Raw genomic sequence first — 16,954 nt, 5'->3', positions numbered from 1 at the left:
GTGCTGCGGGCATACGAAGCGACGCCCCATCCGAAGCTGGTCGTCGCAGTTGGCGAGTGCGGCTGCACCGGTGGCATATTCAAGGAAAGCTACGCCGTGTGTGGACCGCTCTCGAAACTTCTTCCTGTCGACGTCACGATACCGGGCTGCCCGCCGCCTCCCATCGATATCCTGAGGGGCATTCTTGCAGCGCTTCGTACGAGACACGTAAGCTCCCCGCCATGATCACGGTCCGCAACACTCGTCAATCACCGCGTTCACGGGTAAGCGTTCCGCACGAGTCTCACGCGTGATGACCGCCCCGGTGTGCCACCCTGATGTTCTTTTCAAGGACGACGCGCGATGAGTGTGCGATTCAGCAGGCTGAACGCAATCATCAGGGCATGGCCCAGGTGCTGACGATAGTCGTCTTCATGGTGGCGATCAGTCTGCGCTTTCCACTATGGTTTGTGGTGCTCTCGGCCATCGTCAACGGCACCGCCCTGACATACCTCACGCGATGCTTCGCGTCCCGGCGGTCGGGCACGGGTGGTGACCCGTTCCTCGGCGCCATCGTGATCGGCAGCGGACTGGCGTCGATTGCCCTGACTCTTAATTGGTGGGCCGTGGAACAGCAGTCAAAGCTCGCGCCCGGTGTGCTCCTGCATATGGCCAACCACATAGAGGCAACATCGAATCCAGCGCTGGCATGGTCAAGCGTCCTGACCCAGTGGGGCTCGTGCGCGATCTTTCTGGTGATCGTTGTGGCGTGGGTCCTGGGCAGCGGACGTGCCGACTGAATCCCGAACCCGCACAGTACGTCAGCCTACGTTTTCCGCGAACGCGCAAAAAACCTGAAGTCCACGGTCACCGCCGCAAGCATCGCGGCGGTGACCGCGATGGGGGCGAGACACGCACCCGGATGAGCGAGAGCGATGCGCGCGCAACGATCGACGTACGAAGAGCAGATTCGGGCATAAGTCACGACCCTGAGCGAGGATGAATTGCGTGACCGGCTGCTCGAAGCGGTCGAGCGCGACATGACTTTGGACGACAAGCTGCTGTTTGCGTCGCGCGCGGCGACCGCCAGCGACCTCCCGAGCATGCAAACTGCGGTCCGTCAGGCGACGCGGATTTCAGGGCCGCTCGATTGGCGGGAAGCCGGCGCATACGGCGACGGCCTGATGTCGCTCACGGATATGCTGCGAGAGTGGCTTGCGGGTCCCCATGCTGCTCAGGTTGTCGACCTGACGGAACTCGCCATCGCTGGCGCGGAGAAAAGCCTCGAGCAGATTGATGATTCCGCCGGCGATGTCGTGCCGGCAATCATGGAGTTGCAGGCGAAGTTACAGGAGCACCTGCAGTTCGCCGATGAACTGGGATCTATCGGGCAGACGTATCGAGCCAAGCGCAACTTTATCAAGCTGCTGGCGACTTGGTTAAATCGGAACAAGGCAAAGTCAGATTCGTGGTTACGAACGAAGGAAATGCCGTGCTGCGGCTGCTGGGCGTTGGATGAGTCGATGGATAAGGCGCAAGCCTCCATAGTCGCTCCGCGACCAAGCGAATGTGTGTGTTAATTTTCGAGCCGATGGGCCATATGATTTAGTACGAGACCGGTACTGCCGCGCGCCCTCCGGGAGAGCTCGCTGGCTGGGTCAACAAAAGGCCGGTGAGCCATTGCTGCGTGCGCTGACGTATAGCCGCGCCGCACCCGAGCCCGTAGCCGGAGCGATGCTTTTGCAGTGTACATCGCGCTCGATGCGTCCCGACAGGGTCATGGCTCGCGCGACCTGTTTATGATTTTGGTCCGGCACTTGCTGGTTTCGGAGGAACTCTGCCGTCTCGGACTCGGACCGGACGAACTTGCGAACATTGAAAATGCACATGCCGCGATTGTCCGCCTTGATGCCGCGAAGCATCGCGACGGCGTCTGGGTGCTCGGGGACAACGAATATTCCCGCCTGTGTGCAGCGCTCGCAATTCAGGACGCGCAACTATCCATAGCGTCACTCGGCACGGCGACTCATTATCGGCGTCCGGTGCGCACGTGTTCGTCCACGCGTTCGCGCCAATAAATCCAAATGGCGCGAATGAGCGCAGCCGCGACTTGACGATTGCGACGTAGCAGCACGCTAACGCGCGCAAGAGCTGCGTCAGTATGGGCCTATCAACGTGTATGGAAAAATTGACTACTACGCGCACCGTCTGCACGCTGGCAAGACGGCGGCTGAAGGAAGAGCGTGCGAGGTCCTGCAGGCCAGACAGCGAAAATGTCCAAAAATCGACGACATCGATCTTTCAAGGTACCAGTCCTTTTTTTTTCGATTCTAGAGATTCCAGGCGGGGTTCAAACCCATCGGCACGTAAAAAGATCGTAAAGAACGTCACGCTAACCGGCGCGAGGAACATGGTTGCTTTGCTTCGCGAGCATTGAGGGGAAGGCGTGCGTACCTGCTCTAACAAGCATCGCTTGGTGCATTCCGGGATTCGTTTTGCGATGAGCGCTCATACTCGGTTATCCGGTAGTCGGAAAGACGCCAATTGTGCGCCTCTACAAGTTCGCATATGGTATGCGCTTGGCGGTGTATTCTTTTTCGGCAGGCATCGCCAATCGCGACTACTCTAGTCGCAGTGGACCGTGACACTCCGTCGTCCGAAGACATTGAACGTATCTTCGACGCGGCCGACGGCGTCGATATAACGCGGCTTTCTTCAAATTTGGAAACAAATATGGCAACCGGTACTGTCAAGTGGTTTAACGATGCGAAGGGCTTTGGCTTCATTTCGCCGGACGATGGCGGAGAGGACCTGTTCGCTCATTTTTCGGAAGTGAAGGCGGAGGGCTTCAAGTCTCTTCAAGAGGGGCAAAAGGTGAGCTTCGAGGTCAAGCAGGGACCGAAGGGTAAGCAGGCGGCCAACATTCAACCAATCTGACACCTAAGCGCACTCGCCATCGCGCAAAGAATGGTCCGCCGAAGCGGACCATTTTCTCAGCAAGGTGCCGTTCGTGAGCGTCGGCGCGAAATTGACCGGCATTCGTGACGCTGCGCAGAGCAGTCCTCGTCGCCAGGGCAGGCGCTATTGCACGCACCCGTGCACTCGGCGCCTGCTCCAAGCTGTGCGGCAAAGCGTGCTGAAAACCGCTTAATAGTTGTCACTAGTCCATTGAACCAATGAAATTGCACGACTCTAAAGTGCATGGGAAAAATGAATCTGAGTGATGGCGAGCGCAGGGAATTGATGGCAATGCAGCGCAGTCGCACGATGGCTGTAGGTCAAGTGCGGCGTGCGCGGCTGATCCTTCTGCTCGACGAGGGCGCCTCGCGCCAGGCGATCGTGGATGAGTTGCGATGCGACTCGCGTTTCATCACGACCTGGAAGACTCGCTTTGCGAGCGAGCGTCTGGCGGGACTGTCTGGGCGACATCTGGGCCTCTCGATGACGACAAGGCAAACGAGGTTCGTCGGCTACTTGCGATCCAAAGGGCTATCGCATTGTGTTTGTTATCGTTTACGAACGGTCCTCAACTGACGCCATTCTCGCGGCGACACGCCATGCCATCGGCGGAACGCATGACTGAATGAGCTATGAATGGCATAGCCGAGCAGCCCTGCCACTTGTGATATGCGTACAGCCGGGTCAACGAGATATTGCTCCGCGCCTGCGCGCCGCGCTGCATCGACCAGATCATCGAACACAAGTCCTTGCTCGTCCAGTCGGCGCTGAAGCGTGCGCACGCTCATATAAAAATGACCGGCCACGGTGGCCACATTGCAGCGTCCGGTTGGCAGCAGCTTGCGCACCATCAAAACGACCTGGTCACCCAGCGCATCGACAGCGGGGTCCGCTATCTTCTCGATATAGTCGCTGATCAGTTCCTTCAGTTCCGGATCGTTGCGCAAGGTCGGCCGCTTCAGGTCGGCGGCGAAGAGGTCCACTCCATAGCCAGCTTGCGAGAAACGCACCGGACAGCCAAAGAAATCCGTGTAGTGCGTCAATGGTAGCAGCGGCGCATGGGGTAGCAGGACCGCCTTGGGCCGAACCTGGTCACTTCCTATCAGCTTGAGCACCCGCAGCCCAACGGCCAGGGTCCACTGTTCGAACTGACGGGAAGGGCCAGCGCGCAGCACCTTCAGTTCGTACGACATGCGAGGCCCGGAGCGGCCGCGTAACAGTTGGAGTTCCAACGCCGAATTGAGCAGGTTCAGGTAGCGCGCGATCGCTTCCAGGGCTTCGCCTACCGTCGCGCAATGAAGTGCGACCAGCGCGATCGGTCCGAGCGCATCGCGTCCTTGCGCGAATCCCGCGCGCAAGCCGAAGTCCGGACAGTCCAGATCTGCCGCGCACGCTTCCAGGAACCTGACCAATCGATCGCCCGGCAACTGGACGTCCGCATCGCCAGTCAGCCGCAGTGGCAAACGGAAGCGATCCGCGTAGGCGTCCACGTCGCCGCCCAGGGCGACGATGGTATTGCTCAGGCCCTGCAGCACCCAGCCGCGGAAATAGAGTGTCGACATGCTGGCATCAATTCACAAGTTTTTGGCACCCAGTAGCAAATTCCAAGCAACCTCTTGTCCCTAGTATATGGCTCACACCACACTTATTGGAGACGAAGATGGCAAAGCACAGCGTTGTCGTCTATGGCGCGAGCGGCTACACCGGCATGCTCACCATGGACTGGCTGATCGATCAGAACATTCCCTTTACCGCAGTGGCGCGTAATGCCGAGCGCACGCTGGAAATGATGAAGCAGCGCGTCGTGCGACTGGAATCGGCTACCTACGAAATCATCGAGTGCAAACACGACGTCGATCAACTTGTCGCCGCCTTCAAGGGCGCGAAAGTCGTGTGCAACACGGTCGGCCCGTTTGTCCGCTTCGGCATGGTCGCGGTGGAAGCGGCGCTCAAGGCCGGCTGCCACCACCTCGATACCACGGGCGAGCAAGGCTACTGCCTGGAAGCGCGCGAACGCTTCGGCCAGTCGTACGCCGAAGCCGGACTCGTGCTGTCGCCCTCCGTTTCATACATGTACACGATCGGCGAAATCGCAGCCGAGTTGGCGCTTGAAACGCCGGGCGTCGACGCCCTGGAGACAGCGAGCCTCTCACGTGGCCCGATGCAAGGCTCGGGCGTGACCGTCGGTTCGACCGCGTCGATCTTCGAGCTGTTCCGCAGCCGGCAGTTGCACCTGTGGGACAACCAGATGGTCGAGTGGCCCGTCGGCAGCAAAGAGGAGATCTGCGTACCCGAATTCCTGAAGCCGGTGTTCTGCCTGCCGTGGGGCGGCACGTCGCTGCCGGTGTTCTACGAGCGGGATCCGCGCGTCCGTTATTGCAGGTCGATGGTCGGCTTCTATGACAACCCCGCCATGCGCAACGTCCACGGCCTGGGCCGCAAATGGGAAGAGGAGTTCAAGCATTTGCCGCCCGAAGCACAGGACGCCGTCGTGAAGGAATTCGTCGCCGCCACCACGCCGGCGATGCCGCCGCGCGAACGCACGACGCTGAATCGATCGGTCGACATCGCCATCGGGCGCGGCCAACTGGCGAGCGTGCGCGCAAGCGTCACTTCTATCACGCCGTATATCGCGACAGGCGCGCTGCAGGTTGCCGCCACGCTCAAGCTGCTCGACGGTGAAACGCGCAAGGTTGGCTTTGCTTCGGCTTGCCAGGCATTCGATCACCGTTACCTGCTCGGCTTTCTCGAGCAACGCGGCCTGGCGCGCGGCCACGTCATGCATCTCTGACCCACACCGCATAGAGGAATGTGATGGCCATTATCGACTTTTTCGACCGCGGCTGGCGAGGCGCGCCGGACGCTGCAGCCTATGTCCAGGACGAGCGCACGTTCAGCTTTCGCGAAGTCGGCGAACTGTCGTGCCGCATTGCGCACGCGTTGCTCGCCGAAGGCCTTGAGAGGGGTGCCAAAGGCGCCGTCTGGGCCGGCAACGATGTAGAGGCCTGGACCTGCACGCTGGGTCTGTGGCGCGCCAACATGGCGTGGATTCCGGTCAATGCGCGCAACGTCGCCGAAGAGAACCGGGCTTTGCTCGATGCATTCGACTGCCAAGCCGTGTTTTATCAGCAAGCCTACGCACCCGCGATTGAAGCCCTGCGTGACGCGCTGCCGAAGGTGCGGCTCTGGATCTGCATCGAGACCGATTTGAACGCGTGGTGCGCCGCGCAGCCGGCAACGCATCCCATGCCCGAATACGACATGGACGATGTGGTGATGGTCTCGCCGACCGGTGGCACAACCGGCACGCCCAAGGGCGTGATGAACACCCACCGCAGCGTGCAGACCTTCGTCGCGCACTACATGCTGGGCTGCCAATATGGTCAAAGCGAACGGCCGGTGAATCTCGCTGCCGCGCCGATGACACACACAGCCGGCTTGCTATCGCTTCCGACCACCGCACGTGGCGGCACGGTGGTGGTCGTGACGAAACCCGATCCGGCCGTCGTGCTGGGCGCCATCGCGCGCCACCGCGTCACCGAGTTCTTCCTGCCGCCGACGGTGATCTACCGGCTGCTCGAAGCACGCGGTATCGATCAACTGGACTTCAGTTCGCTCAAGTACTTCCTGTACGGCGCGGCGCCGATGTCGGTCGACAAGTTGAAGAAGGCGATCAAAGTGTTCGGCGCCGTCATGATGGGTGGCTATGGTCAAACCGAGGCGCCGGCCTCCATCGCGATGCTGCCGCCGGACCAGCACTTCGCAGGCGCCGCTCTTGCCAGCGACGAGCGGTTGTCGTCGGTGGGTCGGCCGAGCGCGCTGATTCGCGTCGAGATCATGGACGAGCAGAACCGCATCCTGGCGCCAGGCGCGACCGGAGAAATCTGCGTGCGCGGCGACCTGCTGATGAAGGGGTACTACAACGCACCCGACAAGACCGCGGAAGCCATCGTCGATGGCTGGCTGCACACCGGCGACATCGGCCATCTCGATGCCGAAGGCTATCTGTACGTCACGGACCGCAAGAAAGACATGCTGATCACCGGCGGCTTCAACGTCTATCCGAGTGAAGTCGAGCAAGTGATCTGGGCTCACCCGGCTGTGCAGGACTGCGCCGTGATTGGCGTCCCGGACCCGCAGTGGGGGGAAGCGGTGAAGGCGGTCGTCGAGCTCAACCCCGGTCACAGCGTCACCGCCGACGAACTGATCGCGCTCTGCAAGGAAAAGCTGGGTAGCGTCAAGGCACCCAAGAGTGTCGACTTCATGCCAGCCCTGCCGCGCAGCACGATCGGCAAGGTGCTTAAGAAAGACTTGCGCGCCCAGTACTGGGCCGCCACCGAACGCAACATCTGAGAAAGACAACAGGAGACATTCATGAATTACCCGGAGTTCACTACCCTGCGCGTCGACGTGGCGGCGGGCGTTGCCCGCCTCACCATCGACCACGGCCCGATCAACCTGATGGACGGCGCGATGCTGGCCGATCTCGATCGTGCAAGCCGCCTGCTGGAAGACGATCAGGCCGTCAAGGTCGTCATTCTGCAAAGCGCGAACCCTGACTTCTTCATCGCCCACGGCGACGTGAGCGCGATTCAACAGTTGCCGTCGAAGCCAGCGCCGCGCGAGCAGAAGCTGGGCGACCTGCACGCGATCCTGGACCGCTTTCGCACCATGCCGAAAGCGACCATCGCCAAGATCGAGGGACGCTGTCGCGGGGGCGGCAGCGAACTGGCGCTCGCCTGCGACATGCGCTTTGCCGCGATCGGCCGCGCGTTCCTGTGCCAGCCCGAAGTCGGGGTCGGCATCATCCCCGGCGCGGGTGGTTCGGCCCGTCTGCCGCGCATGGTCGGCCGCGGCCGCGCGCTCGAAATCATCCTCGGCTGTGCGGACTTCAACGCGGAAACCGCGGAACGCTATGGCTGGGTCAATCGCGCCGTGCCGGCAGCGGAAATTGGCTACTTCGTCAATGCGCTCGCAGCGCGCATCGCCGGTTTCCCGGCGGCCGCGCTGGCGCTCGCAAAGCAGATGGTAGACGCCACCGACGGCACGATCGAAGCCGACCTGGCGCTGGAAGAACGCCTGTTCCTGCAATCGGCGCAGACGAGCGGCGCCAGGACGCGCATCGCGGCGGCGATGGGCGCGGGCATGCAGACGCGCGGCATGGAGATGTGCTGCTTCACTCACGTATGGGCACCGATGGCGGGGCTGGAATGAGCGCCCCGACTTTCCACGGCAAGGTTGCCATTGTCACTGGCGCGGGCTCCGGTATCGGACGTGCACTGGCCGTCTCGCTGGCCGCGCGCGGCGCGCGCCTCGCGCTGTCGGACATCGACGAAACCGGCCTGGCCGCCACGGTCGCCAAGTGCGGCTCGGCCGAGGCGCGCACCTACCAGCTCAACGTCGCGGACCGCGCAGCAGTGCTGGCCCACGCGGCCGAAGTCGAACGCGACTTCGGAGCGGCCCACTTCGTGTTCAACAATGCCGGCGCCACGCTGGTGGGGACCTTCGAGCACTCGAGCCTGGAGGAAATCGACTGGCAACTGGGGATCAACCTCTGGGGCGTGATCCACGGCAGCAAGGCCTTCCTGCCGTTGATGCTGCGCCAGCGTGAGGGCTGCATCGTGAATATTTCCAGCATCTTCGGCCTGCTCGGCTACCCGGCGCAAGGCGCCTACAACATCTCCAAGTTCGGCGTGCGCGGCTTGACGGAATGCCTGTGGTCGGAACTCAAGGGCAGCGGCGTGCGCGCGGTATGCGTGCATCCGGGCGGTATCCGCACCAACATCGAACGGGCCGGGCGCCGCGTGAAACTCGCCGACGGCACAGAGCAGGAGTTTGCAGCCAAGGCCGAGAAGATGCTCGTGACACCGCCCGAAGAGTGCGCGCAAGACATCCTGCGCGGCATCGAGGCGGGCAAGCAACGCATCCTGACTGGCTATCGTTCGCGCACGGTGTACTGGATCTCGCGCCTGTTCCCGAACAGCTATCCGTCGCTCTTCAAATACCTGAACTAAGGCGCAGCCATGGAACCACTCTACATCGCCGGGATCGCCATGACGGTGTTCGGGCGCCACACGGCCCGCACGCTCGACGATCTTGCGCGCGAAGCCCTGGATGGCGCCCTGAAGGATGCCGGCTGCGACCGTGCGGATATCGGCGCGGCCTATTACGCCGGCATGACCAATGGCCCGCTGCAAGGCCAGATTACGATTCCCGGCCAAGTTGTGTTTTCCAAGATCGGCATCGAAGGCATCCCCGTCTTCAACGTGGAAAACGCCTGCGCCTCGGGCAGCACGGCGATGCACCTCGCGCTGCAAAGTCTGCGCGCCGGTGCGTGCGACGTCGCGCTGGCACTGGGCGCGGAAAAGATGAACATCGCCGACAAGGCCAAGGCCTTCGCGTTGTTCGAAGCAGGCTGGGATGTCTCGCGCGCCGAGGAAAACTTCCAGTCGCTGATGACGATGGGTGCCGGCATCAAACCACCGCCGAGCAGCGAGTCGGACAAGCCGTACAGCCGCTTCATGGCGATCTATGCCGCGCTGTGCCGCCACCATATGCATACGTACGGCACGACTCAACGGCAAATTGCAGCCGTCGCGGCGAAGAACCACCAGCATTCGGTGCATAACCCGTACTCGCAATTCCGCCAGTCTTTCACGATCGACGAGATTCTGGCCGCACCGCCGATCACCTATCCGATCACGCTGCCGATGTGCGCCCCGCTGTCGGATGGGGCCGCAGCCGCCATCGTCTGTACCGAAGCGGGCCTGAAGCGGATCGGCGCCGACCGGGGCCGCTGCATCAAGGTGGCGGCGAGCGTGATCCGCAGCTTCACGCATCGTCCGCTGGATCGGCCGGACCTGAATATCGGCCGCCTCGCCGCAAACCAGGCGTATGAGATCGCCGGCCTCGGCCCAGAGGACATGCACGTGGCTGAAGTGCATGACGCCTCGGCCATGGGCGAAATCATCCAGGCCGAGAACCTGGGACTGGCATCGCTGGGTGAAGGCGGACCGAGCGCCGAGCGCGGTGACTTCACGCTTGGCGGCCGGATTCCCATCAACACGTCCGGCGGCCTTGAATCCAAGGGGCATCCGCTGGGCGCGACCGGAATCGGACAGCTATGCGAGCTGGTCACTCAGCTACGCGGCGAAGCGGGCGCGCGTCAGGTTCATGGCGCTCGTCATGCGATCCAGGAAAACGGCGGTGGCTTGCAAGGCGTCGAAGAAGCGGCGCTTGCGGTCCACATTCTCAGCAAATAAGGAAAGGAAATCATGCAACTCAAACATGCACGCGCTCTGTTCTACGTCGCGGCCGTCTTTAATCTCGGGGCCGTCGTGCTGCTGCACCCGGCGTCGGGGATGGCCGCCGCGCTGGCCGTCAGCCCTGCGCCCGGCTCGGGCGTCTTCGACCAGATCGCACTGGTCGCGATCCTCGCCTTTGGCATCGGCTACTGGCTGGTGGCACGCGATCCCGACCGCAATCGCGACCTCGTCAAGATCGGCATGGCCGCCAAACTTGGCGTCGTGGCCATCGTCATCGCGCACTTCCTGACAGGCTCCGCCAACGCGATGCTGCTTCTGCTGGTATCGGGCGACCTGCTGTTCGCACTGGCGTTTCTCTATTTCCTCAAGGCGCGCACGCCGCAAGCCGCCGCTGCATTACGTTGACGCACTCGTGACTGTCGCTCGACCGGCATGCACGCGCGTGTCACATCGCGGGCATGCATCGGGGATGGGTAGATCGACAAAAGCAACATAAAAAGGAGACGAACATGAAATTGAAATGGTTCACGGCGGGCGCATTGGCTGTCGTGGGAAGTTCGGCGTATGCCCAATCGTCGGTGACGCTCTACGGGATTGTCGATGCGGGTCTGCTGTATCAGAGCACCTCCGCTGCATCGTTCAGTCCGACGGCAAAAGATCTCGGGCACGTCTATCGCTATAAGGACGGAGGCATCTATTCAAGCCTCTGGGGCATCAAGGGCACCGAGGATATCGGCGGCGGCTATTACGTCAACTTCAAGCTGCAAGGCACGTTTGACAGCGGCACCGGCAGGTTCGGCCTTTCCGACACGGCGGGCGTCGCGGCGCAGTTCAATCAGGTGGCGACCGTCGGCGTGTCCGGCCCGTTCGGCACGGTGAACGTGGGCCGCCAGATCGTGCCGATGGCCTACGCGATGGCCGATACCGACGTACGATCGGCTCAGTACTTCGGCAGCATTCTGACCGCGTGGATCGGCATGAATACGGCGGCGGGCTGGCCCGGCACCAGCACCAACGGGCCGATCGGCGCGCTGTATGACAGCAACGCGATCGTGTATCAGTCGCCTACATTCGGCGGCGTGAGCGCCGCGTTGGAATACGCGCCAGGCGGCGTCGCGGGTCAGTTTCAGGGTGGCACGCGTGAGTCAGCGGTCCTGAAGTATTCGAACTATGGGTTGAAGGTGTCGGCGGTGTATTACAACGGCCATGACACCAATCCTGGGCCGACCACCGTGCCGACCGGCCTCGATAATAACCGCTTCTGGTATCTGGGCGCGTTGTACACGATCAAGGGGTTCTCGGTCTCCGCGTCGTACAGCAACGGCAAGAATCCCGCGCACTCGAACCTGGTCGACCTTGATTTGTACTCGGTCGGGCTCGGCTATCGCTTCGCGCCGGATTTCCAAATCACGAGTGGGCTCTACTACCTGAAGGACCGCAACAACTCGACCAACAAGTCGACCGAAGTCGCCGCGGGAGCCGAGTACAGTCTTTCCAAAACGACGCTGGTCTATGGACAAGTGGGCTACGTGAACAACAAAGGCAATATGACCACGGCCATCAGCTATGGCGCACCCGTGGCGCCGGGCATGGGCACAACCGCTGTCAACATCGGCCTGCGTCACTACTTCTAACGTCTTGACGGTCGGCGTCTCGGCGAACTGCCATCCGCTCGAGCCCGCTGATTTCCTGTTTGCGCGGGACCGAAGCCAAGAACGGCGCGCCTTACAGATGCTCATGATGCGATGAGACAGACGCCAATCTTTGCGTGCATTCGCAATCCGGGACCCATCTGAACTGGGGTATTTTAGCCACTAGTACTGTCGCACCGGTGCCCATTAGTTTGCACCCCAAACGAGGAAACTCATGATTAATCTCGCATATCTGAAAGGGCTCGCATGCGCACTGGTGCTGTTTGCGCCTGTCGCGTTCGCGGCAGCGGACACACAGCCGCCCGTCACACCGGCGGAGGCTCGTGCCATCGCCAAGGACGCTTATATCTACGGTTATCCCTTGGTGGATCACTATCGCGTCCAGTACGATTACTTCGTCAATAGCCAAGGTCCAGAGTTCAAAGCGCCATGGAACCACATCGCCAATATTCCACGGGTCTTTACGCCCGCCGACAAGGCGGTCCAGACGCCCAACTCGGACACGCCGTATTCCTGGATGGGCCTGGACCTGCGGGCAGAGCCGATCGTACTTACCTTGCCGCCCATCGAAAAGGGCCGCTACTTCAGCGTACAGTTCACGGACGCCTATACCTTCAATTTCGACTATCTCGGCACCCGCACCACGGGCAACGACGGCGGTAGCTACCTCGTTGTCGGGCCGAACTGGAAAGGCCCCACGCCCGCAGGCGTGAAGAGAGTGGTCCGCTCAGAGACGCAATTTGTGACCCTCGTCTATCGAACGCAGTCGTTCAATCCCGGCGATATCGACAACGTAAAGAAGATCCAGGCCGGTTACAAGGTTCAACTGCTATCGCAATTCCTCGGCACGACACCGCCTGCTGCACCGCCGGCCATTGATTTCGTCAAGCCGCTTAGTAAGGAGGATCAAAAAACATCGCTGGAATTTTTCAGCATCCTTAACTTCGCCTTGCAGTCCTGCCCAACGAATCCGGCAGAGACAGACCTCATGGCGCGATTCGCACGGATAGGCGTCGGTGCGGGAAAGACCTTCGATCCCGACAAGCTTTCGCCCGAGATGAAGGCGGCTATCGGCCAAGGTATCAGCGACGCATGGGCTGACTTTAACGGCGGCGTGAATCAGCTTGCCAGCGGACAACTGACATCGGGTGATCTGTTCGGCACACGCGAATATCTGAAGGGCAACTATCTGGACCGTATGCTCGGGACCATTGGCATCTTTGGCAACTCGAAGCAGGAGGCGATTTATCCGATCTATTACGTCGACGCTGACAAGCAGAGGTTGAATGGCGCCAACCGCTATACCTTGCACTTTGCGCCGGGCCAACTGCCGCCGGTTCACGCATTCTGGTCGCTGACCATGTATGAACTCCCGTCGAGCCTGTTGGTCGAGAATCCCATCGATCGCTACCTCATCAATTCGCCCATGCTGCCGCAACTCAAACGCGACAGCGACGGCGGGCTGACGCTATACGTCCAGAACGAATCGCCCGGCAAGGATAAAGAGGCCAACTGGTTGCCAGCGCCCCAGGGTCCTTTCTCCATGTATCTGCGTCTCTACTGGCCGACGGACGCAGCGTTGAACGGCCGGTGGACCGCCCCGAAAGCGGAACGACAGCAGTAGGTTGATGACGACCGCAGACCAATAACGCTTGATTGACCACACCCACGGAGACCGAACATGGTTCTTGTGAAAAAAATCCTGACCGTAGCGCTTGCCGCAGCGATGAGCATTGCCACTGCTGAAGCGCAGACTGCGCCGGCAATGAAAATGACGACGCCAATCCCGCCGTCCATCACCACACCTGACACGGTGGAAACGCGCATCGGTGTTCTGAAGTTTCACGACGGATTTCCGGACGATGCCACGACGCAGAAGGTCTATGACAACCTCGACTACCTGCGCGGTGTCGAGGCTTTCCTGAATGCCATGCCAGGTGCATCTGCGGAAGCCTACCGCGTGGGCGTGGCCAGCCAGGGCGCGGACAACAACCAGACAGTGCTCATCATGGAAAACCTGATGGACTCCAAGTCTCTGTTTCTGACGCCGAACACCGAGAGTATCTACAACCTGATGTGGATAGATACGAAGGATGGCCCGGTAGTGTTTGAAACCCCGCCGGACGTGCTCGGCGTAATCGACGATCACTGGTTCCAGTATGTTGGCGATTTCGGCCGGGTGGGTCCCGACAAGAACAAGGGCGGCAAGTTCTTGCTGCTGCCTCCGGGCTACAAGGGCGATGTCCCCGATGGCTACATCGTGCTGCGCTCGGACACCTATGGCAACCTTGTTTTCTGGCGTGGCTTCCTCGACAAGAGCGGCACTCGGACCGCAGTCGAGAACACGAAAAAATTCGCCAAGGTGTACCGGTTGGCCGACGCTGGAAATCCGCCAAAGATGAAATTCATTGACGTCTCCGGCAAGGCATTCAACACCATTCACGCGAATGACTTCCACTACTACGAGGAAGTGAACCATGTCGTCCAGTACGAGCCCAACGAGGCATTCAGCCCGGAAATTCTCGGACAGCTCGCCTCGATCGGCATCGCGAAGGGAAAGCCCTTCGCGCCCGATGAGCGGATGAAAAAGATCCTGACCGAAGCGGCGGCCGTGGGTAATGCGACCGCGCGGACCATTGTCTTCAGATCGCGCCAGGACGGAAATTATCTCTACCCGAACAGTGCCTGGTTCACGGCCTTCATCGGGGGCAGTTACGAGTTCCTCTCCCAGCCCGGCGTGCGCGATCCCGAGGCACGGACCCATTTCTTCTACTACGCAACGGGCATCACGCCCGCGATGGCGTTGAAGAGGGTCGGGCTCGGTTCGCAATACGCTGCCGCCACCACCGACTCGCAGGGCAAACCACTCGATGGCAGCAAGACCTATAAGGTCCACCTGCCGCCCCATATCCCGGCAAAGGACTTCTGGTCGTTCGTCGTCTACGACAACCAGACCCGCTCGATGCTGCAGACGGATCAACAGTTCCCCAGCACTGGCAGCCTGAATAAGAATATGGTTATCAACCCCGATACGTCAGTGGACGTCTGGTTCGGTCCCACTGCGCCGAAAGGTCACGAAAACAACTGGGTCCAAACGGTTCCGGGCAAGGGCTGGAACGTCCTGCTGCGTCTATACGGTCCGCTGGAGCCCTGGTTCGACAAGACCTGGAGACCGGGTGAGTTCGAACTGGCAAGTTGAGACGGGCTGAACCGGAGCGAGCACGTCCGCAGTGCTCGCCCGCCGCGACTGTAGACTATAGTATGTTAGTTATCCCTCGTATTTTTACGGGCGACAACATCTTGATGCGCTTGTGGAAACCTGAGCGCATCAAACGGTGTACACGATTGAACGAAACACTCACGATACAAAGAGAGACACATGTTGAAACTAAAACAGGAATTGACGCTGCCCGCTGTTGGCCTGACGGGCTTCGAGACGCCACTGACGGAAGACGAAACGGCAATCCAGGATGCTGTTCATCACTTCGCGAAGAACGTCTTGCGCCCGGTCGGACAGGAACTCGACAAGATGAGCGCCGCCGATGTCTGCGCGCCGGGTTCCCCTTAATGGTCGGTGTTTCAGGAAGTGGCCAAGCTGGGCCTGGACCCCCAGTTGTTCTCCCAGTTCGACTCGCATGTGGCGGTTCGGCTGGAGTCGCTGATTGGCGAGGAACTGGGTTGGGGCGATGCGGGCCTCGCCGTATCGATCGGCGCCGCTGGTTTTCCGTTGCAAATGGCGAGTGCCGCAGGCAACCGGGAATTGATTGATCTGTGCGCCGGCAAAATCGGTTGCTGGATCATTACCAATCCCGAGAAAGGCAGTGACATCATGGTCTACGATATGAAGCGCGACTGGCCGAGCGGCCGATCCGCCAATAAAGGTAGCCTTTGCGCCACAGTCGATCGGCATGAAATTGTTATCAACGGCCAGTGCTCGGCATGGGTCTCGAACGGAGCGGTTGCGCAAGTGGCCCTGGCCTATATCGCCGCCGACTATGGCGATGGATTCTTCGATGCCGAGGGTCGCACGCACGGCGTCGCTGCGATCATCCCGCTTGACCTGCCCGGCATTTCACGCGGAAAGCCGCTCGACAAGATCGGCCAGCGCGCGCTGCCGCAAGGCGAAATCTATTTCGACAATGTCAGGGTGCCAATCCGTTTCGCTGTGGCGCTGCAGGACGAGTATTACGGCAACCAGTCCTCCGCCTGGTCGTACGCCGGCACCCACATGTCGCAGGTATTTACCGGCCTGGCTCGTGCAGCCTTCGAAATGGCCCTCCAGTACTGTCACGAGCGCAAGCAGGGCGGACAACTCCTGATCGATCATCAACTGACCCGCTACCGGGTTGGCGACATGTTGCGCCGGGTCGAACTGGCCCGCTCGGTCGCACGCCGCTCGCTGGCCTACGCCCGCCAGTCGCCGTTTACTCATCCTTACGCGACGGCGTCAGCCAAGGTGACGGTGACCGAAGAGGCGCTGAAAGTCGCCAGTGAAGCTTTGGAACTATTTGGAGGTGCTGGTACGTCACGCGAATACCCGATCGAAAAGCTGTTCCGCGATGCGCGCGCCGCGCTGATTGAGGATGGAGAGAACTACATTATCACCGCCCGCGTGGGTTTGTTGGCACAGCAACTCTATGCCGAGGGCTGGGCGCAAAGCTAGAGCGGTGTCACGATGCTAGACTAAGCGTCGCTCGGAGCCATCACGTTCGCGACGGCAGATCCGCCGCTTTGAATCGATGGCATCGGTCGATTCGTCGTTCAGCTTGAACGAGGCGAGGTCGTCTACGCTTTTCGTATCGAGGCAATCGCGCCGCGCAGCATATCCTTCGACGCATCATGCAGATTCACGCTGAAGCCGGCTCGTGCGAACACGATTGCCCACGCCCTGCCGATGCGTCCTGGACCGATGATTGCTATCTGCTTTGGGTGTTGCCGCCGACGCCGAAATGAACCGCTTGCGGACGCGTCGATGATCCGGGCGGCGAGCTCGCACATGCCGCCCATCCCACCTATCCGACCATCTTTCCGCGCTACAACTCCAGCCTGATCGGCGATCTATCGCCGATGGTCAGGCCGCGGGTCTCCGACTCGCTCGAC

General features: G+C 60.9%; 18 protein-coding genes and 1 pseudogene. 17 read left to right on the top strand and 2 right to left on the bottom strand.

The features are described from left to right. From AWB68_RS28830 to AWB68_RS49710, 6 genes and pseudogenes are all read left to right on the top strand, one after another. On the top strand, window positions 1–225 hold a 225-nt coding region (locus AWB68_RS28830; protein WP_510183575.1), incomplete at its 5' end, for an NADH-quinone oxidoreductase subunit B family protein. Window positions 226–317: 92 nt separating this feature from the next. Beyond that, window positions 318–779: a hypothetical protein gene (locus AWB68_RS28825; protein WP_235028548.1), complete on the top strand. Its 462-nt coding sequence runs from the start codon at window positions 318–320 to the stop codon at window positions 777–779. Between the two features lie 204 nt (window positions 780–983). Continuing rightward, complete coding sequence (locus AWB68_RS49715; RefSeq protein WP_235028547.1) at window positions 984–1,559, top strand: hypothetical protein; 576 nt, start codon at window positions 984–986, stop codon at window positions 1,557–1,559. Between the two features lie 73 nt (window positions 1,560–1,632). Next, window positions 1,633–1,994 (top strand): annotated as a pseudogene (locus AWB68_RS28815) (hypothetical protein); the annotation flags it as partial. 718 nt (window positions 1,995–2,712) lie between these two features. Then, entirely contained in the window at window positions 2,713–2,916 is a 204-nt protein-coding gene (locus AWB68_RS28810) for a cold-shock protein (protein WP_087647728.1), read from the top strand. Between the two features lie 264 nt (window positions 2,917–3,180). Then, on the top strand, window positions 3,181–3,513 hold the full coding sequence (locus tag AWB68_RS49710; protein ID WP_327383502.1) for a helix-turn-helix domain-containing protein: 333 nt from the start codon (window positions 3,181–3,183) through the stop codon (window positions 3,511–3,513). Here the strand turns inward: AWB68_RS49710 and AWB68_RS28800 are convergent. Beyond that, window positions 3,486–4,472 carry an AraC family transcriptional regulator gene (locus tag AWB68_RS28800; RefSeq protein WP_160110083.1) on the bottom strand — a complete coding sequence of 329 codons (987 nt, stop codon included), beginning with the start codon at window positions 4,470–4,472 and terminating at the stop codon, window positions 3,486–3,488. The two genes, AWB68_RS49710 and AWB68_RS28800, sit on opposite strands and share 28 nt — an antisense overlap. 125 nt (window positions 4,473–4,597) lie before the next feature. Here AWB68_RS28800 and AWB68_RS28795 point away from each other — a divergent pair, with 125 nt between their 5' ends. From AWB68_RS28795 to AWB68_RS28750, 11 genes are all read left to right on the top strand, one after another. After that, window positions 4,598–5,728 (top strand): saccharopine dehydrogenase family protein, encoded by a 1,131-nt coding sequence (locus AWB68_RS28795; RefSeq protein WP_087647726.1) that lies wholly within the window; start codon window positions 4,598–4,600, stop codon window positions 5,726–5,728. Between the two features lie 23 nt (window positions 5,729–5,751). Beyond that, window positions 5,752–7,290, top strand: a complete 1,539-nt coding sequence (locus AWB68_RS28790; RefSeq protein ID WP_087647725.1) for an AMP-binding protein — start codon at window positions 5,752–5,754, stop codon at window positions 7,288–7,290. 21 nt (window positions 7,291–7,311) lie between these two features. Continuing rightward, entirely contained in the window at window positions 7,312–8,151 is an 840-nt protein-coding gene (locus AWB68_RS28785) for an enoyl-CoA hydratase/isomerase family protein (protein ID WP_087647724.1), read from the top strand. Then, complete coding sequence (locus tag AWB68_RS28780; RefSeq protein WP_200828819.1) at window positions 8,124–8,951, top strand: SDR family NAD(P)-dependent oxidoreductase; 828 nt, start codon at window positions 8,124–8,126, stop codon at window positions 8,949–8,951. Before AWB68_RS28785 ends, AWB68_RS28780 begins: the two co-directional genes overlap by 28 nt. A 9-nt stretch (window positions 8,952–8,960) precedes the next feature. After that, window positions 8,961–10,199: a thiolase family protein gene (locus AWB68_RS28775; RefSeq protein ID WP_087647723.1), complete on the top strand. Its 1,239-nt coding sequence runs from the start codon at window positions 8,961–8,963 to the stop codon at window positions 10,197–10,199. 12 nt (window positions 10,200–10,211) lie between these two features. Continuing rightward, window positions 10,212–10,607: a hypothetical protein gene (locus AWB68_RS28770; RefSeq protein ID WP_087647722.1), complete on the top strand. Its 396-nt coding sequence runs from the start codon at window positions 10,212–10,214 to the stop codon at window positions 10,605–10,607. Window positions 10,608–10,711: 104 nt separating this feature from the next. Then, window positions 10,712–11,836 carry a porin gene (locus tag AWB68_RS28765; RefSeq protein ID WP_087647721.1) on the top strand — a complete coding sequence of 375 codons (1,125 nt, stop codon included), beginning with the start codon at window positions 10,712–10,714 and terminating at the stop codon, window positions 11,834–11,836. Between the two features lie 232 nt (window positions 11,837–12,068). After that, complete coding sequence (locus AWB68_RS28760) at window positions 12,069–13,478, top strand: DUF1254 domain-containing protein (RefSeq protein ID WP_087647720.1); 1,410 nt, start codon at window positions 12,069–12,071, stop codon at window positions 13,476–13,478. Window positions 13,479–13,535: 57 nt separating this feature from the next. After that, window positions 13,536–15,053, top strand: a complete 1,518-nt coding sequence (locus AWB68_RS28755) for a DUF1254 domain-containing protein (protein ID WP_125483070.1) — start codon at window positions 13,536–13,538, stop codon at window positions 15,051–15,053. 180 nt (window positions 15,054–15,233) lie between these two features. Continuing rightward, a complete protein-coding gene (locus AWB68_RS49705; protein WP_235028546.1) occupies window positions 15,234–15,422 on the top strand; it encodes an acyl-CoA dehydrogenase N-terminal domain-containing protein in 189 nt (62 codons plus the stop codon). 18 nt (window positions 15,423–15,440) lie between these two features. Further along, on the top strand, window positions 15,441–16,517 hold the full coding sequence (locus AWB68_RS28750) for an acyl-CoA dehydrogenase family protein (RefSeq protein WP_235028545.1): 1,077 nt from the start codon (window positions 15,441–15,443) through the stop codon (window positions 16,515–16,517). A 122-nt stretch (window positions 16,518–16,639) separates the two neighbouring features. Here the strand turns inward: AWB68_RS28750 and AWB68_RS28745 are convergent, their stop codons facing one another. Further along, entirely contained in the window at window positions 16,640–16,861 is a 222-nt protein-coding gene (locus AWB68_RS28745) for a 3-hydroxyacyl-CoA dehydrogenase NAD-binding domain-containing protein (RefSeq protein WP_374729618.1), read from the bottom strand. Between the last annotated feature and the right edge of the window lie 93 nt (window positions 16,862–16,954).

The sequence above is a fragment of the Caballeronia choica genome (assembly GCF_001544535.1).
Classification (GTDB): domain Bacteria; phylum Pseudomonadota; class Gammaproteobacteria; order Burkholderiales; family Burkholderiaceae; genus Caballeronia; species Caballeronia choica.
The sequence above is the reverse complement of the archived record's forward strand: the minus strand, read 5'-3'. Positions and strand labels throughout refer to the sequence as shown.